Origin of the sequence: Chengkuizengella sp. SCS-71B (assembly GCF_040100845.1) — a bacterium.
Taxonomy (GTDB): domain Bacteria; phylum Bacillota; class Bacilli; order Paenibacillales; family KCTC-33759; genus Chengkuizengella.
Map to the genome: position 1 here is coordinate 784,447 of NZ_JAZHSH010000001.1, position 24,034 is coordinate 808,480.

General features: G+C 35.2%; 21 protein-coding genes and 3 pseudogenes. 19 read left to right on the forward strand and 5 right to left on the reverse strand.

The window, feature by feature from the left end; genetic code table 11:
• Positions 1 to 11 precede the first annotated feature (11 nt).
• The 5 genes from VQL36_RS03865 to VQL36_RS03885 all read left to right on the forward strand — a co-directional run bounded on the left by VQL36_RS03865 (position 12) and on the right by VQL36_RS03885 (position 8,288).
• Entirely contained in the window at positions 12 to 2,141 is a 2,130-nt protein-coding gene (locus VQL36_RS03865) for a peptidase G2 autoproteolytic cleavage domain-containing protein (protein WP_349248046.1), read from the forward strand.
• A 424-nt stretch (positions 2,142 to 2,565) separates the two neighbouring features.
• A complete protein-coding gene (locus VQL36_RS03870; RefSeq protein WP_349248047.1) occupies positions 2,566 to 2,811 on the forward strand; it encodes a hypothetical protein in 246 nt (81 codons plus the stop codon).
• 478 nt (positions 2,812 to 3,289) lie between these two features.
• On the forward strand, positions 3,290 to 5,926 hold the full coding sequence (locus VQL36_RS03875; RefSeq protein ID WP_349248048.1) for a LuxR C-terminal-related transcriptional regulator: 2,637 nt from the start codon (positions 3,290 to 3,292) through the stop codon (positions 5,924 to 5,926).
• 402 nt (positions 5,927 to 6,328) lie between these two features.
• Entirely contained in the window at positions 6,329 to 7,297 is a 969-nt protein-coding gene (locus VQL36_RS03880) for an NAD(P)-dependent alcohol dehydrogenase (protein ID WP_349248049.1), read from the forward strand.
• A 37-nt stretch (positions 7,298 to 7,334) separates the two neighbouring features.
• Positions 7,335 to 8,288, forward strand: coding sequence for an NAD(P)-dependent alcohol dehydrogenase (locus VQL36_RS03885; RefSeq protein WP_349248050.1), 954 nt, complete (start codon positions 7,335 to 7,337; stop codon positions 8,286 to 8,288).
• Between the two features lie 85 nt (positions 8,289 to 8,373).
• Here VQL36_RS03885 and VQL36_RS03890 read toward each other — a convergent pair whose 3' ends face one another.
• Positions 8,374 to 8,646 carry a LysM domain-containing protein gene (locus tag VQL36_RS03890; RefSeq protein ID WP_349248051.1) on the reverse strand — a complete coding sequence of 91 codons (273 nt, stop codon included), beginning with the start codon at positions 8,644 to 8,646 and terminating at the stop codon, positions 8,374 to 8,376.
• Positions 8,647 to 8,964: 318 nt separating this feature from the next.
• Here VQL36_RS03890 and VQL36_RS03895 point away from each other — a divergent pair, with 318 nt between their 5' ends.
• The 6 genes and pseudogenes from VQL36_RS03895 (at position 8,965) to VQL36_RS03910 (ending at position 16,416) form a co-directional block, all read left to right on the forward strand.
• Positions 8,965 to 10,554, forward strand: coding sequence for a S53 family peptidase (locus VQL36_RS03895; protein WP_349248052.1), 1,590 nt, complete (start codon positions 8,965 to 8,967; stop codon positions 10,552 to 10,554).
• Positions 10,555 to 10,843: 289 nt separating this feature from the next.
• Positions 10,844 to 10,927: a putative holin-like toxin gene (locus VQL36_RS21105; protein ID WP_413789553.1), complete on the forward strand. Its 84-nt coding sequence runs from the start codon at positions 10,844 to 10,846 to the stop codon at positions 10,925 to 10,927.
• 1,147 nt (positions 10,928 to 12,074) lie between these two features.
• Positions 12,075 to 12,161 (forward strand): annotated as a pseudogene (locus VQL36_RS21110) (stalk domain-containing protein); the annotation flags it as partial.
• A 111-nt stretch (positions 12,162 to 12,272) separates the two neighbouring features.
• Positions 12,273 to 12,593, forward strand: coding sequence for a hypothetical protein (locus VQL36_RS03900; protein ID WP_349248053.1), 321 nt, complete (start codon positions 12,273 to 12,275; stop codon positions 12,591 to 12,593).
• A 322-nt stretch (positions 12,594 to 12,915) separates the two neighbouring features.
• A complete protein-coding gene (locus VQL36_RS03905; RefSeq protein WP_349248054.1) occupies positions 12,916 to 15,345 on the forward strand; it encodes an excinuclease ABC subunit UvrA in 2,430 nt (809 codons plus the stop codon).
• Complete coding sequence (locus tag VQL36_RS03910) at positions 15,346 to 16,416, forward strand: serine hydrolase (protein ID WP_349248055.1); 1,071 nt, start codon at positions 15,346 to 15,348, stop codon at positions 16,414 to 16,416. It begins immediately after the preceding gene.
• A 155-nt stretch (positions 16,417 to 16,571) separates the two neighbouring features.
• Here the strand turns inward: VQL36_RS03910 and VQL36_RS03915 are convergent, their stop codons facing one another.
• Together VQL36_RS03915 and VQL36_RS03920 are read right to left on the reverse strand one after the other, a co-directional pair.
• Positions 16,572 to 16,883 carry a hypothetical protein gene (locus VQL36_RS03915; protein WP_349248056.1) on the reverse strand — a complete coding sequence of 104 codons (312 nt, stop codon included), beginning with the start codon at positions 16,881 to 16,883 and terminating at the stop codon, positions 16,572 to 16,574.
• 39 nt (positions 16,884 to 16,922) lie between these two features.
• Positions 16,923 to 17,126: a hypothetical protein gene (locus VQL36_RS03920; protein ID WP_349248057.1), complete on the reverse strand. Its 204-nt coding sequence runs from the start codon at positions 17,124 to 17,126 to the stop codon at positions 16,923 to 16,925.
• Between VQL36_RS03920 and VQL36_RS03925 the strand changes: the two genes are divergently transcribed.
• The 3 genes from VQL36_RS03925 to VQL36_RS03935 are packed head-to-tail and all read left to right on the forward strand — an operon-like array spanning position 17,118 to position 18,176.
• Positions 17,118 to 17,399, forward strand: a complete 282-nt coding sequence (locus VQL36_RS03925; RefSeq protein ID WP_349248058.1) for a hypothetical protein — start codon at positions 17,118 to 17,120, stop codon at positions 17,397 to 17,399. The genes VQL36_RS03920 and VQL36_RS03925 overlap by 9 nt on opposite strands.
• Positions 17,389 to 17,721: a hypothetical protein gene (locus VQL36_RS03930; protein ID WP_349248059.1), complete on the forward strand. Its 333-nt coding sequence runs from the start codon at positions 17,389 to 17,391 to the stop codon at positions 17,719 to 17,721. Before VQL36_RS03925 ends, VQL36_RS03930 begins: the two co-directional genes overlap by 11 nt.
• Before the next feature lie 14 nt (positions 17,722 to 17,735).
• Positions 17,736 to 18,176: an NADAR family protein gene (locus VQL36_RS03935; RefSeq protein WP_349248060.1), complete on the forward strand. Its 441-nt coding sequence runs from the start codon at positions 17,736 to 17,738 to the stop codon at positions 18,174 to 18,176.
• A 438-nt stretch (positions 18,177 to 18,614) separates the two neighbouring features.
• Here VQL36_RS03935 and VQL36_RS03940 read toward each other — a convergent pair.
• Together VQL36_RS03940 and VQL36_RS03945 are read right to left on the reverse strand one after the other, a co-directional pair.
• Positions 18,615 to 18,825, reverse strand: a pseudogene (locus VQL36_RS03940) (IS110 family transposase); the annotation flags it as partial.
• Between the two features lie 701 nt (positions 18,826 to 19,526).
• Positions 19,527 to 19,814 (reverse strand): hypothetical protein, encoded by a 288-nt coding sequence (locus VQL36_RS03945; RefSeq protein ID WP_349248061.1) that lies wholly within the window; start codon positions 19,812 to 19,814, stop codon positions 19,527 to 19,529.
• Between the two features lie 384 nt (positions 19,815 to 20,198).
• Between VQL36_RS03945 and VQL36_RS03950 the strand changes: the two genes are divergently transcribed.
• The 5 genes and pseudogenes from VQL36_RS03950 (at position 20,199) to VQL36_RS03970 (ending at position 23,782) form a co-directional block, all read left to right on the forward strand.
• A complete protein-coding gene (locus VQL36_RS03950) occupies positions 20,199 to 21,749 on the forward strand; it encodes a hypothetical protein (protein WP_349248062.1) in 1,551 nt (516 codons plus the stop codon).
• Positions 21,750 to 21,864: 115 nt separating this feature from the next.
• Positions 21,865 to 22,311: an NUDIX hydrolase gene (locus VQL36_RS03955; RefSeq protein WP_349248063.1), complete on the forward strand. Its 447-nt coding sequence runs from the start codon at positions 21,865 to 21,867 to the stop codon at positions 22,309 to 22,311.
• 193 nt (positions 22,312 to 22,504) lie between these two features.
• Positions 22,505 to 23,062: a GNAT family N-acetyltransferase gene (locus VQL36_RS03960; protein ID WP_349248064.1), complete on the forward strand. Its 558-nt coding sequence runs from the start codon at positions 22,505 to 22,507 to the stop codon at positions 23,060 to 23,062.
• 24 nt (positions 23,063 to 23,086) lie between these two features.
• A pseudogene (locus tag VQL36_RS03965) lies at positions 23,087 to 23,179 on the forward strand (histidine phosphatase family protein); the annotation flags it as partial.
• Between the two features lie 147 nt (positions 23,180 to 23,326).
• Entirely contained in the window at positions 23,327 to 23,782 is a 456-nt protein-coding gene (locus tag VQL36_RS03970; protein WP_349248065.1) for a hypothetical protein, read from the forward strand.
• Positions 23,783 to 24,034 lie beyond the last annotated feature (252 nt).

The following is a 24,034-nucleotide window of genomic DNA, read 5'->3' on the forward strand; positions in this document are numbered from 1 at the left end:
GGTGGCTATAAATGGATAGGAAAAATTGTAATCGTAAAGCCCCAGGGGATTGCGCTACAGCATTTGGACGGAATACGATAGCCAGTGGTGACGACGCTCTTGCTGAAGGTAGAAGTACGGTATCAGATGGGGAAAATGCTCATGCGGAAGGAAGAAAAACAATGGCCGAAGGGGATGCTTCTCATTCGGAAGGAGTAGGGACGCATGCAGCAGGAATAGCCTCCCATACGGAAGGCAGAAACAGTACAGCTAGCGGAGACGCTTCTCATGCAGAAGGCAGAAACAATCTAGCTCAGGGAGATTACTCCCATGTGGAAGGAGTAGGAACGCAGGCGATAGGAACAGCTTCCCATACGGAAGGAACAAATTCAAAAGCGAAGGGACTGCAATCACACGCCGAGGGAGATTGTACAACGGCATCGGGAAGCTCCTCCCACGCCGAAGGAACTAAAACGAATGCACAAGGTGAAGCTTCTCACTCAGAAGGGAGAAATACGGAAGCTACAGGAGACAATGCCCATGCCCAAAATCGAGATACCGTAGCCCAAGGAGACAATTCGACCGCTGAAGGCTTAGGTTCCGTTGCTAGAGGGTTGAACAGTCATGCGGAAGGATTCATTACACAGGCGGATGGAGAAAATGCGCATGCAGAAGGGCGGAACACGAAAGCATCAGGATTTAATTCACATGCGGAAGGAAGAGACACTCTTACCCAAGGAGATAATTCCCATGCGGAAGGAGAAGGAGCAATGGCCATTGGTATGGGTGCTCATGCAGAGGGAACAGATACAGTTGCTTCTGGTGATCAGGATCATGCGGAAGGAAGTTTAACAGTAGCCTCTGGTTTTTGGTCTCATGCGGAAGGAAGGAGAACGTTTACTGAAGGATCATCAGCCCATGCTGAAGGTGTTGATACGTTTGCAGAAAGAAACGCTCATGCCGAAGGAGATAGTACGATGGCGTTGGCAGATAGGTCCCATGCTGGGGGTTTTGCTACGGTTGCAGAAGGAACACAATCTCATGCCGAAGGTACAATTACGAGAGCATTAGGTGAGATGTCCCATTGCGAAGGTCTCAGAACAAGAGCCGAAGGGGATGCTTCTCATGCGGAAGGATCACGTGGGGAATCTACGGGAGACCATTCTCACGCCGAAGGGAATGCGACAAGAGCCGTAGGGATTAATTCTCATGCGGAAGGAAGGTTAACAGAAACGACAGGAAATAACTCCCATGCGGAAGGAAGCAATACGAGAGCCACAGGGATTAATTCTCATGCGGAAGGAAGCAATACGAGAACCGCAATATTAGGCTCTCATGCGGAAGGTTGTAATACGCAAGCTTTACAACGTTGTTCTCACGCTGAAGGGAGTGAGACAACAGCCTTAGGTAGGCCTTCTCATGCGGAAGGCTGTAATACGAATGCTACGGGTCTATGCTCTCATGCGGAAGGAGATGGTACTAATACAAATAGTAGAGTGAATGCGTTTATTATGGGACGCTCAGGTTCAGCGGTTGAAGATAACTCTTGGCATTTAGTGAATGGAACATTGATGGCTCTTATAAGCGGGAATACAGGGGATGCTTGCTTTGCTGGGCAAGTTACTTCTGGTAGAGGATGTGATTTCGCTGAATTGTTTGAAACATTGGATGGCAAACCCATCGATTACGGATATTTTGTCACAACAGAAGGGGATAAAATAAGAAAAGCAACCGATAAAGATAATTATATCTTAGGTGTAACAAGTGCCTTCCCTGCTGTTTTAGGAGGTTCCGGTTATCAATGGAATAAGCGATGCCTGACGGATAAGTGGGGTCAGGTATTATATGAAGAAGTCACCATCCCAGCGGAAAAAGATGAGAACGGCAAAATTATTTCGCCTGAGCGAATTGAAAAAAGACACAAGCTAAATCCAGAATATGATCCCGATAAACAGTATATTCCAAGATCAGAAAGACCTGAATGGGTAGCTGTCGGATTAACTGGGCAATTATTAGTAAGAGACGATGGAACAAGTGAAGTGAATGGGTTTTGCAGACCTAACGCTGATGGAATTGCTACAACAGCTCAAAGTGGTTATAGAGTGTTAAAACGGACAGATGAAGATCAAATTTTAATTATTGTAGCAAATCTTGCATGTTGACGGAAACACGACTTGGAATACTTTCAATATTTTAATTCAGGACTGCTAAACGAGCTTACAGTCCTGAATTAATTTGATTTCAGCTTCTCGAAAAATTTACATAAAATCAACGAAGAAATATGATTGTTCTGAGTGGTTTGAAGAACGAATGCCCTCATTATATATACTAAATACTGATATGTAAAGCGTTATTTTCATGCTTAATTATGTAATTCTTTAAAATTATTTTCAATTTTCAGAAGTTTTTTGATTTTTTCATAAACATCCATATAAGGTTGTAACTAGATATGCATTTAGATTTTATATATAATTTATCTCACATCATGAAATAGCATATAAAAGACATAAAAAATCAAGATATCAAAAAGAATTAAGAAGTAATTTTAGTTTCGTATTTAATAAATAAATGGAGGAGATTAACGATATGAAAAAGTACTATATTGAATTGCCTTACATTGGAGTTTTAAAGGTTGAAGTTAACGCAGAAACAAAGGAAGAAGCTCTTGAGAAATTAGCTGAAGCAGATAAAGAAGAAATTTTTAAAGACAAAATTAATGGTATCTCATATATTGATGAAGATTGGAATTATCATGAACAAGTAACACAAGGTAATATTTCAAATGCAGTTCAGTATGATCTGTTTATAGAAGAAGTAGAGGAAGATAAGTAAGTGGTGTGGTGACCCGACTACGTCAGTTATGGTGAATTTACTCGCCTCTGGAATCGATCCTTAACAGAGCAAGGTGCTTCTGATAGAATGTCATCGTAGAATTAAACAATAAAAAGCGGTTGCTCGGTTTTTATTGTAAGTGCGGAGCATGAGTGCGGTCTATAGATCTTAAAAGTACATTATTAATTCTTTACCAATCTGACGCAGTTCTCTAATACGAGACGCGTCTTTATTTATGATTTGAACCATATGTTGAGTAACGAAGTTAAGGATATATGCTAAAATTAGAAAGAGATTGTGAAGGATGTGCTAAGCTTCTCTTCAAAGCTCAAGGGATTGAAAGGTACTTAACAAAAATGAAAAAGTTGGTGTCAATCATTGAAAAGGTGTTATATCAATGAAGTGGTATATCTCATGACGATCTGTCACTTTAAAAAATGATTTAATTATAAAGTGTAATAACAGAAGGGAGACAGTGATGAAGACCATCTTATCTACTAAACTTAATATCCCAAAAGCTAGGCGAGAGTTAGTTGTTCGAAATCGTTTAATACAGCATTTAAACGATGGGGTGCATCGAAAGCTGACTCTCATATCTGCTCATGCAGGTTTTGGGAAAACGACGTTAGTGAGCGAATGGCTTGCGAGCTGCAATTGTGCTGTAGCATGGCTGTCGTTAGAAGAGAGGGATAATAATTCTAATTCTTTTCTCGCTTACATCATTGCAGCACTACAGACGATTGAGGAAGATTTAGGCAAGGAGCTCTTGGGTTTACTCCAATCTCCCCAGCTCCCCAAAATGGAAGTTATCTTAACTTCTCTTCTCAATGAAATCACTTCAATTCCATATCACTTTATTCTTGTACTTGATGACTATCACACGATTCATACTCAACCTATAAACCATGCTCTGACATTCCTGTTAGAAAACATGCCTTCACAGATGCATTTGGTCATAACTACTCGTGAGGACCCTAAGTTTCCTTTGGCGCGTTTTCGTGCGCGGGATCAGTTGACAGAGGTACGGAACACAGACCTACGCTTTACAAGTTCTGAAGCTGCTAGCTTCCTTAATCAAGTAATGAATTTGAAGCTATCAAATAATGACATCGTTGACTTGGTAACTAAAACGGAAGGATGGATTACCGGTCTTCAATTAGCTGGAATTTCAATGAGCGGTCATGATGACCCCTCGAGCTTTATCAAAACATTTACAGGTAATCACACTTTCATTATAGATTATTTAGTTGAGGAAGTTCTTAAGCAACAGTCAGTATATGTCCAGGATTTTTTATTGCGAACATCGATTTTAGATCGTTTATGCGGCTCTTTGTGTGATGCTGTTATGGAAGACACAGCCCTTATAGGACAGCAAGCACTTGAGTTTCTAGAAAAATCGAACTTGTTTATTATTCCTTTGGATAATGAGCGACGCTGGTATCGGTACCATCATCTTTTTGCAGAATTGTTAAAACAAAAATTGCTGGAAGATCATTCTTCAGGGAACAAAAGAGTAGATATTGCACAATTACATATACGCGCAAGTATTTGGTATGAAAAAAACAACTATGAGATTGAAGCATTTCAACATGCAGCAGCAGCAGGTGATGTAGAACGAGCTGAACGTTTGTTATTAGGGAACGGGACTCCTCTTCACTTTCGGGGAGCAATAGTTCCTGTAATGAAATGGCTTAAATCATTATCAACAGAGATTATGGATGCTAACCCTACATTATGGGTTATGTATGCTTCAGTACTATCGATGTCCAGTCAGCTTAACGAGGTTGAACATAAATTACTCGCTGCTGAAGCGGCTTTGCAAGGACTTGAAATAAATATGAAAACTCGGAACCTTATTGGACATATTGCTGCCATACGAGCATTTTTGGCTACGATGCAAAATAAAGTAGACGTGATTGTTTCCGAATCCCTTATTGCACTAGAGAATTTAAGCCCCAACAACTTGGCGGTCAGAACGGCTACCACCTGGAAGCTAGGTATAGCCTATGAACGAAAGGGGGACTACACAAAAGCGAAACAATCTTATACAGAAGCTGTTTCTATATGCAATGCGTCTGGGAATAAAATCATTGGAATATTAGCTGCAACAGGGTTAGGAAAGATACAAGCAAGAGAAAATCTTCTGGATCAAGCTTTCAACACATACCGACAAGCTCTAAAAATGAAAGATGATACGCCATCTTCATATTCTTATAGAGCATACATAGGCTTAGCTCGTATTTATTACGAATGGAATCATTTAGATACTGCTATCGAACATATAGAGAAGAGTATACAACTAGCGAAGCAAATAGAAAATGTTGATCAAATGATTACAAGTAATCTTCTATACGTCCAAACATTGATTGCAAAAGGAGATAAGGATGGCGCATCAAATACCTTAAATGAAATAAAACAGTATGTTATTCAGCATAACTTAGAAGATCGAGTTTCAGAAGTCAGCGAGACAGAGGTAATCTTGCTATTAAATCAAGGGAAACTTCTTTCTGCACAAAAATTAGCAGAGACATACAAACTCCCACTTAGTCAGGTACGAGTATATCTTTCTCAAGGAGATATAGCTAAAGCTCTCAATGAGTTAAACGCTTTCTATCAAGAAGTAAAACAAAATGGAATACGGGAGAAAATGTTAAAAGTTATAATTTTAAAGGCCGTTATTTTTTATATAAAAGGTGAAACAGACAAATCGATACAATTACTAACAGATAGTCTATTAGAGGCAAAATCTGGTCGCTTTGTTCGTGCTTTCCTCGATGAAGGGAAGCATATGGAGAGGTTATTGATCAAAGCATATGCGAATAGGGTTATGCCAGAATATATAGAGCCCTTGCTAAAAGCATTTAAGCTTGAGAAACTTGACTGTGAAGAAGAAACAAATCTGACTCCTTCTTTACTCCTATTTGAACCTTTGAGCCAACGTGAGTTAGAGGTTTTACAGCTGATAGGACAGGGACTTTCAAACAAAGATATTAGTAAAAGACTTTTTATTGCCTTAGATACTGTTAAAGGACATAACAGAAGAATATTTGATAAACTCCAAGTTAGAAGACGCACCGAAGCTGTAGCCAAAGCGCGTGAGATGGGCTTGCTTTAAATCCAAAAAATGGAATTTCATCGAGTAAAAATGAGTTTCATGACCTTCAGCTCAATCCAGTTCGTATATAGGTAATTAAGCAGCTTTCACTTTCGTATTGAAAAACAACACTAAAGTGTCTATGGATTTATAAAAAATAGAAGTAAAATAGTTACAGTCTTAAACCACTGATATAAATCGGAGTAGAATAACTTAAGAAATAGAAAAAGCCTGTAATCGAATGATTAAAGTACTTCCCATTTAAGTCATACAGATTTTTCAGCATCAAAGGAAAGAAAGTATATGCTCTTGTCCTCTACATCATCGGAACGATACGGGGATTTAAGGGATCTGCTTGTTATATATCTTGAATGGCTATACAAAATCAAAGACTTTTTATAAGCTTTTTAAGGAGGAGAGGTAATGAAAGCCATTGTATACACTAAGTATGGTTCACCCAATGTTCTTCATATGGAAGAATTAGAAAAACCTACTCTAGGAGATAATGAAGTATTAATAAAAGTACATGCAAGAACAGTATCTTCAGGAGATGCAAGGATGCGAAATGGCAGCAGAAAAGCATTGCCTCTTTGGCCTATCTCAAAAATGGCTATAGGTTTAATAAAACCAAAACGAACTATACTTGGCATGGATTTTTCTGGAGAAATTGAATCAGTAGGAAAAGATGTAAAGAAATTCAAGAAAGGTGATCAAGTTTTTGGATTTTGTGGAAAAGGAACTTATGCCGAATATATAAGTTTACGTGAAAATGGACCAATAGCAATAAAACCGACCAATATCAACCATGAGGAAGCAGCCGCTATTCCTTTTGGGGCAGCTTCCTCATTATTTTTCCTTAGAAAAGGAAAAATTCAAAGCGGACAAAAAGTACTTATATATGGCGCTTCCGGGAGTCTAGGTACTTTTGCAATTCAGCTTGCCAAATACTTTGGGGCAGAGGTAACCGCGGTATGCAGTACTTCGAATTTAGAATTGGTAAGATCTCTAGGAGCTGATAAGGTCATTGATTACACAAAAGAGGATTTTACTAAAAACGGTGAAACCTATGACATTATATATGATACGGTTGATAAAACTTCATTTTCACGATGTAAACGCTCATTAAAACAAACAGGATTTTATGTTTTAGCTGTCATCCATTTCCCTCAGATTGTTCAGATTCTATGGACTTCGAAAATAGGTAACAAAAAAGTCGTAAGTGGGATAACACCAGACAGTGCTGAAGATTTAACTTTCTTAGGAGAGCTTGCAGAAACGGGTAAAATAAAGTCCGTCATTGATAGAAGCTATCCGCTAGAACAAATTGTAGCTGCCCACAAATATGTTGATAAAGGGCACAAAAAAGGTAACGTAGTCATAACAACATCATGATATGAATGTTCCCTTAAATATACGAGGAGGAAATAATGTGAAAGCGATAATATGTACAAAATACGGACCACCTGAAGTCCTTCAACATAATGAAGTGGAAAAACCCATTCCCAAAGACAATGAAGTTCTTGTTAAAATACACGCAACAGCTGTAACTGCAAGTGATTGTGTAATTCGGGGTTTTAAAATGCCTGGCAATCCTAGTTTTCCTAAAAAGCAAATAATGGAATTAATGATGAGGCTATTTCTAGGTATCTCAAAACCTAGAAATCCAATTATCGGATTGGTATTTTCCGGAGTCGTTGAATCAGCAGGCAAAGACATTAATCAATTTAAAAAAGGTAATCGGGTATATGGATTTACAGGTATTAGCCGTGGAACATATGCTGAGTTCAAATGTGTATCCGCGAAAGAAGTTGCTCAAGGTGAGTTGGCTATAATACCGGATAATATAAGCCATAATGAAGCTGCAGCAGTAGTATATGGTGGAGTTCTGGCAATACATTTTATGAAAGATGGGGATATTCAAAGTGGAAAAAAAGTGCTAATTTATGGAGCTTCGGGTGCAATAGGAACTGTAGCGTTACAGCTTTCAAAACACTTAGGTGCCGAAGTCACTGCGATTTGCAGCTCATCAAATATAGCATTGGTGAAATCTCTGGGGGCTGATAAAGTGATAGATTACACAAAAGATGATTCTATAAACCAATTAGAATGTTACGATTTTATCCTTGATGCTGTAGGAGAAAACAAAAGCTCGAAACTAAAAATTCAATGTAAAAAAGCAATTGGTGAGAATGGGAAATACGTGTCAGTTGATGATGGGTTTTTAAAGATACAGCCTCATTATCTTGTTAAACTCAATGAGCTAATTGAAGCAGGACATGTTAAGGCGGTCATAGACAGGGATTATCCCTTAGAAGAGATAGTTGAAGCCCATAAATACGTAGACAAAGGGCACAAAAAGGGAAATGTAGTAATAACTGTATAATATTCAGGTAATAAGAAAACCGTTTAAATTTAAGATACCTTCCGGATGAATTACTACATTAAATTTTCCCTAAGCGTGTGATTATTTAAGACCAAAAAAACCGTTTTCTTTTTCCCCCGAAAGGCGATGGTTTTTTCGGTATTGGTTCTTGAGGTTTGAAGTTAATGGTATCTGTAAATTCTCTAGTTGGTTGGTTTGAGCTTGAATCATCAATAGATACTGGAATATACAGTGTGTCTCCTTCATAAGTTTCTGCATTTGTAATATTGTTTTTATCCACAATGGATCTAATAGATACGCCATAGATTTGTGATATGCTTAACAAATCCTCACCTCTTTTGACAATATGAGTAAGCATTATTTCACCTCCTAGTCCTATAGGGATCAGCTCTGTTTATTATTTTATTTGATATCGTATGAATGGGATGTCATCCATGAGTGGACTTATGTCTAAGGTTATATAAAACTCCGCATTTGTCTGTATCAACGAGATGTTGCCAAGTGATACGATACATACATCCAGTCAAGAACTCATACAATGATTTAACCCCAACAAATTTTCAAGAGCAAAAGGCTCTAAAATCAAAAGAAAACGATGTAAAAACCTGTCACAAGAAATTAAATTTATAGACTCTACCTTTTTGGGGATTAATCCTAAATTAGGGAGTGATTCTAAATGGGTAATACTGAGTTAAGTCATCCTCTAGATTTAGAAGAGAGGATTTCAGTCATGATCGTCATGCAGCGCCCACTGCCTTTAAAGGAAGCTATAACAAAGAGGCTGAACGAAATAGAGTGTTCAGACTCCCTTGTTGAGAACCATATGAGTCATGAACAATTTTTTACACTTTGTAGGACTCCTTCTGAACATTTTGAAGAGGTAGAGAAGTTTGCTGAACGTTATGATCTTAAAGTAGAGAACAGAGACGCTTTGGCAGGAACAATGGAATTATCAGGGGAGGTCAAACATTTTAATGAAGTCTTCAAAATTAAACTGATGGCATATAAACCTCCCAATGAAAAATACCGAGGGTATAAGGGGGAATTACACATCCCAGAACCACTTTATCACCTCATTGAAACCGTTCTTGATTTAGATAACAGTGCGATTGTCAGATCCGATTCCCATACTCTGAAAGGAACCCAGAAGTGTAGCAAGGATATCAAAGGGATCACGGTTTTCACTGCTCCTGAAGTAGCTGAAATCTATAATTTCCCCAATATTTTATTTAATCAACAGACCATTGCTATCATTGAACTTGCAGGTGGATTTTTAGAGCAGGATATCGTAGATTATTTTAATCTGGTTAACCTTCCTGTACCAGAAATTACAGTTGTCAGTGTAGATGGCGCTCAAAATAACCCTGGTGTTTGTCCAAAGGCTGATATGGAGGTTACTTTAGATATTGAAACAGCTGGTGCTGCCTCTCCTGGAGCAAAAATTGTTGTGTACTTTGCACCTATGACACTAAGAGGTTTTTTGAATGCGCTGACTGCGGTTGTTAATGATAACGTTAATAATCCGTCTGTACTTTCAATGAGTATTGCCACTATTGAACTGCTTCTGCCACCTGGTTTCATAAGAGCATTTAACCAAAGACTGCAGGAGGCTGGTTCATTAGGTATTACGGCTTGTGCGTCATCAGGTGATAATGGTTCACAAGGTGTTCTTGATGGAAGCACGGACAAAGTCTTTAATGTTTGTTACCCAGCATCCAGTCCTTTTGCTCTGGGTGTTGGAGGAACTTCTCTCAGAGTGCAGAGATGTGAAAAAAATTGTAAGGAAGTTGTATGGAATAACATAAATAGAGGAATGCCTATCGCAACAGGTGGGGGCGTTAGTAACGTATTAATGCTACCAGCCTATCAATTTAATGCAGGGGTTCCCCTGTCAGCCAATCCCGACAGAATTCAGGGGAGAGGTGTTCCTGATGTAGCTGCAAATGCGGATCCTTCTACAGGCTATTTAATTATTGTAGATGGACAAATCTTAGTCAGAGGAGGAACTAGTGCATCAGCCCCTTTGTGGGCAGGTTTAATCGCCAACTTGAATCAAGCATTAGGACGTCGATTAGGATTTGTAAATCCCATTTTTTATCAATTATGTCCTGAGGATCTTGCTTTTAATGATATTACAATCGGAAACAATAATGTCATTATTGAAGGGGGACCATATGTTGCCAAACAAGGTTGGGATCCATGTACAGGATTAGGAAGCCCCAATGGCTTCAAGCTACTGGAAGCTCTTCAGAGGAGAGGTGATTGAATAAAATGTTAGGAATATATATTCTCATGTCTGAATGAGCTCAAAAGAGTCAGTTTAACCATAGGTGGATGCAGGTACCCAAGTCATATATGAGAAATAGACCGAATCCTTTGAAAAAAAGAATTCGGTCTATTTTCTGTATTGTCGTAATAAGTGACGAAGGAAACTTTGCCTTTATATATCAACCTATTCATTAATTAATATATTTATAACTTTGCATGGAATTATAATATAAACATTACAATAGTTGGTAAGGGCGGTGGGCAGATCCTCTGGAGGGGGTGATGCCATGACAATATACGAATCTATTTCTTTGATGATAACTTTCGGAATTCTGATTGTTGCGATGTTGTCTTTTAGCAAGAAGAAATAGACCGTCCTCCACCAAAGGTTGCGGTCTATTTCTTGGACTAACGCCTGCCGTTTTTAACGGCTATTGTATTAAATCGTAGGAGCCGTTGGTGTGTCGAGCACCTTCGGTTTCTTTATTAGAATATGAATCTGTTAAATATATTATACACTAATTTGTTCTCTAGAGGAAACAGATTTTATTAAATAGATGATGAACTTCGGATAATATAAGAAAATTAGCAATTGTATATCCCATAGAAGTTTTTGCATTTTTAGAATATGAAGATAGACTTGAAGAGTTTTCTATTTATGAATAGGAATGGATTTTATACTTTTTTCTTAGGTGGTAATGGATACATGAGAAGAGGTGAATAAGTTTCACAGAACAGGTTTACTTAATCATTTTGTAAAATGAGAGACCATCCTTAGGATGGTCTCATGGGTTAAAAAAAGATGGAAATGTAGTATATAGGTATTTTAACTTAGGATTTTAAATATATCAATCATTCTCTGAAGAGTCATATATTTCATTATCAATTCTTCTAATATTAGTAAAAATACCTCTTATTCTGTGGTTTCAATCATTTTCAAATCTTTTTAATTTTGACTTTCATTCATTTTATCTTCAATTGTTGACATTCTCTTGTTAATCCTTATAATAAAAATGTTTGGTTAGTAAGACTTATGAAAAACCTTGATTGGCTCTCATGCCTTTCGAGGTTTTTAAATTATATACATTTTAATAATAGTCCCATAAACGATCGTTTATGGGATGATCCAAGATTGATTCATAAACACTTTGTCACTTTTAGAGGTGATTTGCACTTATTTTAAGTGTTATTTTGCTTGAATATAAATATGAGATTATCATTTAATAAGTATCATCTCGTTTCTTGATCTATGATAAAATATTTATTGAATATTCAAAAAATATGAGGAGGGTTATCTTTTATGTTTAAAACTAGAATATTTTTCGTAACCTTAGGACTATCCGGAATCATAGGTTTATCAATGGCATTAGGTGCTTTTGCAGCAACGAATTTAACATAAATTAAAGCGAAGCTTATTTAAATGATAAAATCTCATTTCAAATCATAGGAGATCGATTTCAGGTAATCCCCGGGAAGCTATGGGAACCAAAGGATGAAAATGAAGAAAGAATTTATCCAATTACATATCAAGATACTACATACTTACCTGTTAGAGCGATAAGTGAAGTCTTTGATAAAAATATTCAATGGAATGAAGAAAATCAAATCATAACAATAGGAAATCTGCCACTTACAGAGGAAGCTAATAATTTTGCAAACAAATTCACATTAGAAATATCACAAGAAGATGTTATTGCTAAGTTTGGAAATAATTACGTGGAGTATGTGAGACTTTGGGATTGGTCAACATATTGGGTATATTATTTTAATGTAACAGAAGGATACGAGTTCAATGACGAAAAAGCACCTGAAGGACCAATTGAGGGACCAGTTTACTCTAGTAAATTAGATGCATTAAGGGATGAAACAATCGGAATGATTTTAATGATTCATTGGAAAATAGATGATTCAGTCGTTCAATCATATCGATTAGCATATAAAAATGATGTAGACGATAATTTATATTCTTACTATCTCGGTATTCCATCTCATTATATTGAAGATTTAAAAATTTTAATTGACAAAAGTGGATTCTAAATAAAAGAAAAAATTTTATTAAATTTTATAATACATAGCCCTGTTTCTTATTGAAAAAAATAGTTGCGATAGAAAGTTTGTTATTACCTAAGAACCCCATTGCTTTAGCTGTGGGAGTTTCAGGAATTTATCTCAATCATAATCCATTTATAGTATTATTTGATAATTTTAAAAAAATATGTAGATATTCATTTTATACAATGATAGAATCTTTTCGAAGTAATGATTCCAATAATTGCTACTTGGGGATAAGAAGTAATGGGTTTATTAAATCATTAATAATACTAATTTGTCATTACAATTTAACTAAAGAGGTGATTGTATGAAAGACATATCAATTAAAGGTGCAAGAGTGCATAATCTAAAGGGAATTGACGTGTCTATTCCTAAAAACAAGCTTATAGTTGCTACTGGTGTCAGTGGATCTGGTAAATCTAGCCTTGTGTTCGATATTATATTTGAGGAAGGACGCAGACAATACCTGCAATCTTTAGGTATACTTTCTGAAATTGACAAGGAGGACAAGTTCGACAGCATAACTGGCATAGGTCCTACAGTGGCTGTACAACAAAATATCATTCGTCAGAGTAATTCGCGTTCAACGGTAGGTTCGAAGACCAATATTTTGAATTTGCTTGGATTACTTTATGCAGGTGAAGGCCAAATATCCTGTTTTTCTTGTTCAACACCTGTAGATGATAATCTTACCTGTAAAACTTGTGGAAATATAGAGGAACGCTTGCAAGCAAAATATTTTTCATATAATGATCAAAATGGTATGTGCATAAAGTGTAAAGGTCATGGGATAACCTTTGAAATTAATATGGAAAAACTGATTCCAAACAAAAATACAACATTGGAACAAGTTTATGATGCTGTTGGTTTAACTCCAGGTTACAGGAAATTGCTATTCAAGAAGTTCAAGTATTATTTAAAAATGCCTTTCATACAAATACCAGTTGAAGTCCAAACAGAAATCCTTTATGGTCATCATGTCGATAGTAACAATGAAAAACGAAGCTATTGCTTGTCAAGACTTTTCAAAGGACGTCTTTACAGGAATGGAGAGGATCTTAACGGAATTTATGAAATGTCTGTTTGTACTGAATGCCATGGTTTTAGAATTGGAGAGGAATCACAAAGAGTCCTTCTAAATGGCAAACATATTGGTAAACTTGGAGTAATGACGATAAATGAATTAAGACAATTCCTCGACGAATTGTCAAAACAAGAGACTTTATCTACTTTTGGCAAAAATATTTTGGAAGACATACTTTTAAAAACCAACCATCTGATTAAATATCAATTGGGACATCTTTCTTTGTATCGGGAGATGCCAACACTCAGTGGCGGTGAAATACAAAGATTATTTCTCAATTCCCATCTTGAAACCAAAATGGATTCACTCATATATATACTTGATGAACCGACAGCAGGTTTGCATGAATCCGAAAAGAGTGAACTATTAAAATCAATTCATGAACTAAAAGAATTGGGTAACACTGTTATTGTAGTAGAACATGATATAAATATAATAAAAATGGCTGAACATATTATAGATATAGGACCAAAAGCTGGAGTCGAAGGCGGTCAGGTCATTTATCAGGGAGATTTAGAAGGACTATTACAATGCAAAGATTCAATAACCGGCATGTACCTTTCAGTTGAGAATTTCGCCTCTAATAGATCAATAAAACATTCTTTGGAAAATGAACCTACACATTACATTACTATCCGAAATGCCAAAACAAATAATCTCAAAAATGTCACAGTATCAATACCTTTAGGAGGTATTATAGGGGTAGCAGGAGTATCTGGAAGCGGCAAAAGCTCGCTTATTTCTGATACACTTATCCCTCTTCTGAAAAACTATTTCCGTGATCAAGGAAATAGTAGTAAAAATGACATTGAAGAAAGTAATATTAATGGAGATCACGAGATTGTAATGGTTAAAACCGTTGCAGAGAGATTGGAAGGAATGCAACACATCTCAGGATATACTGAAGTGTCTCAAGCACCTATTGGAAGGAATATGAACTCAAATTCTGTGACCTATATCGGGATTTGGGATAAAATACGTAAACTATTTGCCAATAAAATCGAAGCTGTGCAACAACAATTATCTGCAGGCCATTTTTCATTCAATTCCAAAGGAGCATGTATTGAGTGTGGTGGCAGTGGGGTAGAAACAATTTGGTTGGGCGGAAATTTAACTACAGAAGTTACTTGTAGAGAATGTCAAGGTAAAAGGTATAATAATGATGCTTTATCTGTTAAATATAACGATAAAAATATCTTTGAAGTTCTCGAAATGAATGTTTCAGAGGCTATTACATTCTTCCAAGAAGAAGCAGTGATTACAGCAAAATTAAAATTGCTAGATCGAATTGGAATGGGATATATAAAGCTAGGTCAACCAACCCCTACTTTTAGTGGCGGAGAAGCGCAAAGAATAAAACTTGCAAAGGAAATTGGTAAAAGACGAAAGGGCAATATTCTTTATGTGTTAGATGAACCTACTACTGGATTAAGTTTACATGACACAGCAAAACTAATTCAATTGTTAGATGAATTAGTAGAGAAAGGAAATTCTGTTATCGTCATTGAACATGATCCAGTTGTTCTTCATTCTTGCGATTGGATTGTTGAATTGGGTCCACATGGTGGAGCAAATGGTGGTGAGATTATAGCAGAAGGTTCACCACAAACGCTAAAGAATAATCTTAATTCTGTTACCGGGAGGTATCTGTAAATGAAAACTGCCACTAGAAACTACTGGCCAACCAAGGAATGGAAGACTATTGAACCTATATCTGTAGGAATCGAACCTAAAAAGCTTACAGAATTAGAGGAAAGGATAAAGTCTAGTTATAAAAATATCAATGGAATAGTAGTTGTAAGAAAAGGTTATGTAGCCTTTGAAAAGTACTATAACGGATACAGTCTTCTTGATACACACAACGTAGCGTCAGTTACAAAAAGTATTATATCTGCATTGATTGGCATCGCAATAGATTCAGAATATATAAAAAGTGTTGACCAAAAAGTATTAGACTTTTTTCCTGAGTATGTTACGAGTGGAGAAGATATTCCAAAAAGAGCAGTTACCATAAAACAACTTCTAACAATGACTGCACCTTTTGCTTTTTCTTGGAAAGGAAATCAAGGTGGAAAAGAACCGTTGGATCGAATGCGAAGACAACGAGATTGGGTAAAATATTCATTAGATTTAATGGGAGGAAAAGCTCAGTCGGGAGTGTTTCAATATAGTACCGCAGGAACTCATCTTCTTTCAGCTATTATAACCCGTATTACAGGAAAAAGTTCTCGTGAGTTTGCAAATGAACATTTATTCAAACCTATTGGAATGAAAGAAATTCCGGATCATGAGATCAAATCATATACTTTAGACAATGTATTTGGTAAAAATGTTACTGGGTGGATTAAAGATCCTAGCGGAAATTCGTCAGGAGGGTTTGGATTGACTCTAACTCCCAGGGATATGGCACGATTTGGATTCTTATATTTAAATAGAGGTAATTGGAACAACAAACAAATGATTTCAGAAAAATGGATTGAAGAATCCACCACTATGCACTCAGAGACAATGATTGATAAAACGATGGCTAAATACGGATATCTATGGTGGCTTAGGGAAGAGGCCGGAAATTCCATGTCCCTGGCATTGGGAGATGGCGGAAATGTAATTTGCTGTAATCCTGAAAAAGATCTAGTTGTTGTAATTGCATCTAAAATCGTCAAAAACTCACCTGATAAATGGCCACTAATTAAGGAATATGTACTTCCAGCTCTTATCAATTAAGTATTTCTCAACCAAATGTGGAGGTGACGAGATGGGATTTTCAATAACATTTGCAATTATTATTTTAGTATTTTCTTTAATAATTGCTTACATGTTCAGTTATAGTAAATCAAAGAAAATAAAATATATTCATTTGGGGAATCACTACAATGATATCAATAGCCCCACTCGATAGGAATAACCCAACCACTCCTATGGATGGATACCTTTTGTTTTTTTGCACCATGAAATGCCCCTTTTTTCGCTAAAGAGTTTATAGTTGTTTTACTCACTGATAATTCTTGCGAAGCTTGGACAGCAGAGAGATATCCTTTGGGTGGTTTAATAGAGTTTAAATATTCGGTCACATATTCCCTTCGGATATAGCGAACATCATTGATGACTTCAACCTCAGTCAGGACATTCTTTGATATCAACTTACTTACCCAAGATACTCCAATGGATAAATATTCAGCTGTTTCATTCATTGAAAAAAATCCTTCAGGTGAAGAGAGTGACTGAAGATATTAATCTACTGATTTTGAAGGGATGATCCATGAATGACCACGTTTCTTTGCCCCTGAGAATGTGCCTCTTCTTATAAGTTTACCAACCCAAAGTTCAGTTAGATTAAGTTGTTTGGCAATTCCACTCGTAGTTAGATAACCATCTGGAATAGTTCTGGGATTATTGCAAAAAATCCCAATGGAACATGGAATGCAATGGAACATATATTGAGGGATTCTAATAAAAGCGCATGGCAGGATGACCCATGGATTTCAACAACTACTGATCTTGAGGTAGCAAGAGGGTTTGACCAAGGTAATGGAATTATTGCAATTGATCTGGATAAAGTATCAAGTGAAAAAGTTTATCAATTTGAAAATTATAGTATGGATGGTGATACAAATGAAAAAATAGCGTATCAAAGAGCTGTATGGTCAAGGGAAGTATCAATTTATCAATATATAGAAAGAGAGGCTATTATAGGATATGTTAAGTGAATCAAAAGAAGTAGAAATATTGAATATTGTTGAAGATTTACAAGAGCTATGTGTAGGCTTTCTACCAGATATAATGAATAGTAAAACAGTAAACGAAGATCTAGAAAAGCAACTTTATATGCATCTAACAAAGCTAAAAGAGTTAATACAAGATGAAAAGTACATTCCGAGGGAGATTTCTGGATTCTTATTTTCAATATATTTAATAATTGCTTCAGAAGCAGAACATCTTAAATCACCTATCGAAAATAGACCACTTTTTATGTTAGTTGCAAAATTACAAGTTTACTTACAGGATATTTTTGGGAAAAGTAAAATATAGGAGTGAAAGATTACATGACTATATATTTTTATAAAATAAACGAAACTTATGGGTGTTTTTCAAATTTTTCAAAACATGGATTCATGCTAGACAATAAGTATTGGGCTACAAGTGAACACTATTTTCAAGCATATAAATTTAAAGGAACGATTCATGAAGAGTTAGTTAGAAATGCAAAATCTCCTATGGATGCTGCTAACATCGGAAGGGATCGAAGTCTTCCACTTAGATCAGATTGGGATTTAGTGAAAGACGATGTTATGAGAAAAGCAGTACATGCTAAGTTTTCTGTCCATGAAGATATAAAGGAAATACTAATATCAACGGGTGATCAAGAAATTGTTGAAAAGACAACAAAAGATTATTATTGGGGCTGTGGTAGTGATGGAACTGGTAAAAATATGCTTGGTAAAATATTAATGGAAGTTAGAGATAAAATCTTAACTGAGATTTAAATGAACTTTGAATAAATCCACGATAATCTAATATTATTGTGGATTTATTTGTTGTTTTTATTGTTTATTAAGATTTAAATTGTAAGTAATTTGAATTCAAACGGAACTTGGTAAACGTCTAATCTTTTTAAATCGTTTGACTTAGTAATCGTTTATTTCATTCTCTTGTAACAAAAACGTTCTTTTTTGTTACATTCATACTGTCAATCTTAAGAACAGCTACAATCGTTGATATAACTGTAACTAAAATATGTAACAAAAAGATTTGTAACAATAGTTTAAATCTATCATTTTTGATACAATATTGTTAAAAGACTTGCGGTAATATGTCAATTGAAAAATAAAAGAATATGAAGTTGTTAAAGATCAATTTGCTTAAAAAAGACATCAAGAAACTAGACCAGAAATTAATGTAATTTATTGGAAGGTGGTAAAAGGTAGAGAAGGGTGAAAGCTATAGACAGATGTTGATTCTAACCCAATCTTCAATCTCTACATGGGTTATAAATTTTAATAGTCGTTCTTTTAACACGGTAGCACCAGGAAAATCATTGGAAACCGTAAAGGCATCAAGTTTGTTGCCTTCACCATCTAGAAAACACACTTTCATATCAAACGAACTAACATCTAAACCAACAAATAATCTCATGGGAGAGACCTCCTTTCGATTTAGAATCATTAGGCTATCTTGGACGTCTTGAGATATCTATAGTGTGTACGCCGACCAACAACCTCGTGTATAAGAGCTCTACCTGAATCGAAAGCCCCTAGAACTACTACATCTAGGTTCGAGGGTCAGGATGCTCAGCCTGCGAGTAGGGAGTCCCGCGCGTTCACTGAGAAACAGTCTTTCATTGTGGTAAATCCACAGGAGAGGGAAGAATTGCCCCAAATGATCCTATGATCATTATCTAGAAATATCTTAAGACGTCCAAGTTTTTTTTGGTCGCTCGAGAAATAAAAGAATAAAAATAAACAGGTTTTTATATTTGAAAATGAATCTGTTGTTTTACAAATAAATAAATAAAAATACTAATTTTTTAAAATATCAAGCTAAGTATATTTTGTATCTTTAGTGGTCATATACAAATAACTATATGATACAAAGGGGTTTATTCAAGCTTGCTTAATTTGAAAAAGCTCCCACATATCAAGTGGAAGCTAGGTGAAAAATGCTATATTTTTATAAGCTTGGATATTTACCAAATTTTTTTCTACAAATTGAAATTTAAAAATATACCATTTTAAATTTATCCTATTTATTTTTTTAGATCACAACGGATAACAGCATGTTGATTTATCCCAAACCAGTTATGCCTTGCTTTGTGTCTAATATATAGTTTCTTAATTTTATGACAATATCACTTGCCAATTACCTTTGAGGTCTCCCTCATACACTGTTAAAACCTTACTATTTTTTATAATCAATGCTATCTGATCTTCATAACTATATAAAACAAGTGCATCTGTTTCTATGTCTAAATATGGAACACCATAAGCCATAGTTTCAGCATATTGTTGTTCAGAAATCTCTCTGCTATGAGCCTGTGCGAGAGCGTGACTTGTTGCCACAAAATAAGTTTTTTCACCTTCAGTAATATCATTGTAAATTAATTTTATTACGTCTTCATTTAGCATAATATTAATTACCTCCTATTAAGGTTCCTACTAACAAGTATTAAAAAACATACCCATACTATTAAGTCATTGTTAGAGAACCAAATATTATTTTATATTTAGAGATCACAAGGGATATTTCGCATATTGGTCTATCCGAAGCCAACTATGCTATTTTTGTATCTCTATCTATAAAGGCTATTTAAGATATCAAAAAACAACCTTAACAATGTATATCCGACTTTATATCTACAAGTCTACGTGAATCAAAAAGGTAATTATTTATAAGGAATTTTTAAAGATACATGAAACTTTTACCTGTTAATCACGTACCTAGACTATTGGAAAAATAGAAGGGGAGTGCTATGAGGAAGTGGATAAATCTCAAAGAGGATGTGATATTGTATGAGGAGAAGAAAAGCCTTTATTCTGCCGTTTATTTTCACACTATTCATAATTGGATTATTATTATATTTAGATCTTCAAGATGAAACGTCTCTCCCTAGCGAAGAATGGAGCCGTTCGATGGCACTGCAAACACAAGAGGACTATATTAGTAAACCGTTTATACTCGAAGATGGAGATTTATATCATATTTATTCTCCTACAAAAAAAAGCGTGTCTCATCTAGTCGTAGATGAAAGTCTTGAGGTGCAGTCACATGTAAAGTTGCCTGTTATTGTTCCATCAAACTCTAATATGTGGGCAGTTGGAAATGAACTCATCTTTATCAAAAATAATACAATTCAAAAATATGACAGAGACTCAATTACCGAGTTAGGGCATGATGTTGAAGGGCTTGTCGCAAATCAAGATCAAGTTGTTTTTTGGAAAGAGCAAGAGTTACATGTACTAAACCCTACTACATTAGAGAACAAACAGATTTTCGAAACAACGCATCCTATTTATGATGTACTTATTGATGAAAGAACAAATTCTATACTAATACTTACGAGAGAAGATAACATTCATTTAGGTGTTACTTTTTTACTAAATAAAAACGATATGTTTGAAGTGAACAATTTATCTCCTATTACGATTAGTGACCGTGATGATATTACTAGTACATCGTTTGCAATACATAACAAAGAGATTGATATTCTAATTGGTACTACAGCTATTGAAGCAGGTGCGAGAACCTATCATACTTATCATACAGTTGCAAATGTAGATAACGCTTCAATAGAAACAAATACAACGAAACTAACTATTTATGAAGAAGGATCTAATAGAAAGATTGATGATGCCCAAAACCTAGTTATTACTAATAAAGAGGGCGTTCGGACAATTATTTTTTCTGCTAAAGGGAAATCTGGTAAACAACGTGAGAATGCTAACATTTATGAGGCATATAATGAGGATAATCAATGGTTAGCTAAAACAAGAAGTACATCTCGATATTTGTCTAAAAAAGCACAATGGTTAAATGGTGAATCTCTAATATGGATTGAGTTTACAGGTGGAGAATATGCGCTTTATGGAGCATCTATGAATGAAGAGGCTATTAACAATAGTATGGAAACGACAAAGGAAGATTGGCTTTTTGCAGCATCAACAACAATAACAGGGTTATTTACTAGTGGTTTTACAATATTTATCATTGGAATATGGATTGTACCACCCCTGGGATACCTATTTGTGGTATATATTATAAATAAAAGGATTTTTGATCAGGATGAAGTGAAATGGTTGAAAGTTACTACCATATTAACGTATTTAGTTGGACAAATAATTCTAAATCAATTTGTTTTGAATGATTTGATGAATTTACAAACACCTCTAGGTTTGTCCTTTTTTGGTAGTGGTATAGTGACGACTTTAGTCATTTTTACTCTTACATTTTTGGTGTACAGATTAGCAAGAAATAAAGAGTGGGGATTGTTTGGCAATATATCTTATTTTATAGGAATTAATCTATTACTCTCTTCATTGATCTATGAGTCTACTTTTATATAGGTTGTCAGTAGTGTAGCTTTTTAATTAGTTAAAAGTCGAACCATGAAAAAAATGAAAATAAAGTAAATCCACTTATCACTTCTATTAATAGAAATTAGAGAGGGAGAAAAATCTAATGATAACCAATGAACATAATGCACAAAATGTTTTTTCACCACCAAAACATATTATTTCAGCAGCGACTATTGTACTTAATGATAAAAGTGAGATTTTATTAGTTAAAGCCCCATGTAGGGGATGGGAAATGCCTGGGGGGCAAGTTGAAGAAGGAGAGTCATTGAAAGAAGCTGCAATAAGGGAAACTAAAGAAGAATCAGGAATAGATATTGATGTATTAAAATTTTGTGGGGTATTTCAGAATGTAAGCAGTTCAATATGCAATACATTGTTTTTAGCTAAACCAATTGGGGGAGAACTGACAACTTCTTCTGAAAGCTTGGAAGTAGGTTTTTTTCCTCTTGAGGAAGCTTTAGAGATGGTAACTTGGCAAAACTTTAGAGAAAGAATAGAATATTGTTTGAATGAAAATATGCAACCATTTTTAATAGAATTTTCAACTTGATTTTTGTGTTTTTCTGGTACACTTCTTAAAGAGGTGTGTCTTTCATTTAAGTGTCCTATAAGCGCATTTCTTGACAAAGAAGGCGTCTTTTTTTATGATTTGGACCATATTATTGAAGAACTTCTTGTACAACATTTACGAATTTGAAATAATTATAGCATTAATATGTAACTATGTTAGGAGACAAAAATTAGTGAGTGTAAAGATTCCTACATTAATTGGAGAATTAGTAAAACTAAGACCACTTAACTATAACACTGATCATATAGCTTGGTTCGATGTTGAACAAGACGAAATTATGCAAGAATGGGTAGGTAATTCAGTTCCAACATCGTATGATGAGGTGAAACAATATTTGTATGAGCTATACCCTAAACATTTTATGATTTGGATGATTGAAGAAAAAAAGAGTAATAAGGTAATTGGAATGATGCGAATTAGCCATCCTCAATATCATGAAGAAAAGTTAGTTGCAGGTGACTCACAAAGGCTACATTCCTACTATTGGCGGAAGGGATTTATGAAAGAATCTCGCGAGTTAATTTATGATTATGTGTTTAATGAATTAAAAGTAGATGTTTTATATGCAGATGTTTGGGAAGGGAATATTAATTCTAGTAAATCTTTAGAGTCTGTTGGATATCAATTAATAGACATAAAAAAAGAGTATTTTAAAAAGTATGATCGAATGCAAAACAAATTATACTACCAACTACAATTAGGTACTTTAATAATAAGAAATAAACAATAGAAATGGCTCTTCATGGAGGATACTATGAAAACTTTTATTTACATGGTGAGACATGGCGAATCACCGAAGACAGAAGAAAATGAAAGAACAAGAGGGTTAACTGATATAGGGAAAAGTAGAGATTAAAAGATTGTGGAATATCCGGTAATGGAGTATTCAGGAAATGCTTGAGAGGGGAATGTTTGTGAAAGTTCAAATAATTGGTGGTTCGGGAACTGGCAAAAGCACATTAGCAAAATACATCAGTGAAAAGGAAAATATCAAGTGGATCACTATTTTTGGAAAGATAGTTCTTTTTCGGAAAATAATCCAATTGAAAAACGAATTGAAATGTACCAAAAAGATATTAGTTCTAACGATTGTTATATAGCATCTGGTTCCATTTTTATGTGGTATCCTGAAGGTTTTTGTAACCGTGACCTTTTAGTTTTTCTTTCACTTGATGAAGAAGTCCGTATGAAACGTCTAATTAAAAGGGAAATCGAACGAAAAAATCTTAGTCAAATGTGGTTAGATGAAAATGGTAAGTATACAAATGACTTTTTAGAATGGTGTAAAACATACTGGTTAGAAGAAGATAAGGGTAAGGCAGGTACATATGCGGAACAATCCTATCAAATGACAATATCAAAGAGTCCTGTCATAAAGATCGACAGCTCTCGACCTCTCGATGAACTCTACGCTGAAATTATAAGCACTTTAAGTAAAGCGAAAAGTTAGCTGTTTAATAAGAGGGATTGTTGTTTTTTCCTTCTTCAGCAGTGCTTATCCGAAAAATTCTTGTAGTTAGTCATCCTAAAGCGATCTTTCTCAATCTGGCACGTTTCACAAATTCAATTACATGTAGTGAAAAAACTGCCTGGTTTAAAAATTATTATGGGTATAATTTTAATTTTTCAGCTTATATAATAGAAGGGGTAACAATACCTTCTTTAGGATAGCGTGAGAATCCGCTCTTATTTATGAATCGGA

What these genes read in the sequence shown, in the direction of transcription:
- VQL36_RS03880 (WP_349248049.1), top strand. Translation starts at nt 6,329, where the DNA reads ATGAAAGCCATTGTATACACTAAGTATGGTTCACCCAATGTTCTTCAT.
- VQL36_RS03890 (WP_349248051.1), bottom strand. Translation starts at nt 8,646, where the DNA reads ATGCTTACTCATATTGTCAAAAGAGGTGAGGATTTGTTAAGCATATCA.
- VQL36_RS03870 (WP_349248047.1), top strand. Translation starts at nt 2,566, where the DNA reads ATGAAAAAGTACTATATTGAATTGCCTTACATTGGAGTTTTAAAGGTT.
- VQL36_RS03905 (WP_349248054.1), top strand. Translation starts at nt 12,916, where the DNA reads ATGAAAGACATATCAATTAAAGGTGCAAGAGTGCATAATCTAAAGGGA.
- VQL36_RS03865 (WP_349248046.1), top strand. Translation starts at nt 12, where the DNA reads ATGGATAGGAAAAATTGTAATCGTAAAGCCCCAGGGGATTGCGCTACA.
- VQL36_RS03935 (WP_349248060.1), top strand. Translation starts at nt 17,736, where the DNA reads ATGACTATATATTTTTATAAAATAAACGAAACTTATGGGTGTTTTTCA.
- VQL36_RS03875 (WP_349248048.1), top strand. Translation starts at nt 3,290, where the DNA reads ATGAAGACCATCTTATCTACTAAACTTAATATCCCAAAAGCTAGGCGA.
- VQL36_RS03910 (WP_349248055.1), top strand. Translation starts at nt 15,346, where the DNA reads ATGAAAACTGCCACTAGAAACTACTGGCCAACCAAGGAATGGAAGACT.
- VQL36_RS03925 (WP_349248058.1), top strand. Translation starts at nt 17,118, where the DNA reads ATGGAACATATATTGAGGGATTCTAATAAAAGCGCATGGCAGGATGAC.
- VQL36_RS03895 (WP_349248052.1), top strand. Translation starts at nt 8,965, where the DNA reads ATGGGTAATACTGAGTTAAGTCATCCTCTAGATTTAGAAGAGAGGATT.
- VQL36_RS03945 (WP_349248061.1), bottom strand. Translation starts at nt 19,814, where the DNA reads ATGCTAAATGAAGACGTAATAAAATTAATTTACAATGATATTACTGAA.
- VQL36_RS03950 (WP_349248062.1), top strand. Translation starts at nt 20,199, where the DNA reads ATGAGGAGAAGAAAAGCCTTTATTCTGCCGTTTATTTTCACACTATTC.
- VQL36_RS03955 (WP_349248063.1), top strand. Translation starts at nt 21,865, where the DNA reads ATGATAACCAATGAACATAATGCACAAAATGTTTTTTCACCACCAAAA.
- VQL36_RS21105 (WP_413789553.1), top strand. Translation starts at nt 10,844, where the DNA reads ATGACAATATACGAATCTATTTCTTTGATGATAACTTTCGGAATTCTG.
- VQL36_RS03920 (WP_349248057.1), bottom strand. Translation starts at nt 17,126, where the DNA reads ATGTTCCATTGCATTCCATGTTCCATTGGGATTTTTTGCAATAATCCC.
- VQL36_RS03915 (WP_349248056.1), bottom strand. Translation starts at nt 16,883, where the DNA reads ATGAATGAAACAGCTGAATATTTATCCATTGGAGTATCTTGGGTAAGT.
- VQL36_RS03930 (WP_349248059.1), top strand. Translation starts at nt 17,389, where the DNA reads ATGTTAAGTGAATCAAAAGAAGTAGAAATATTGAATATTGTTGAAGAT.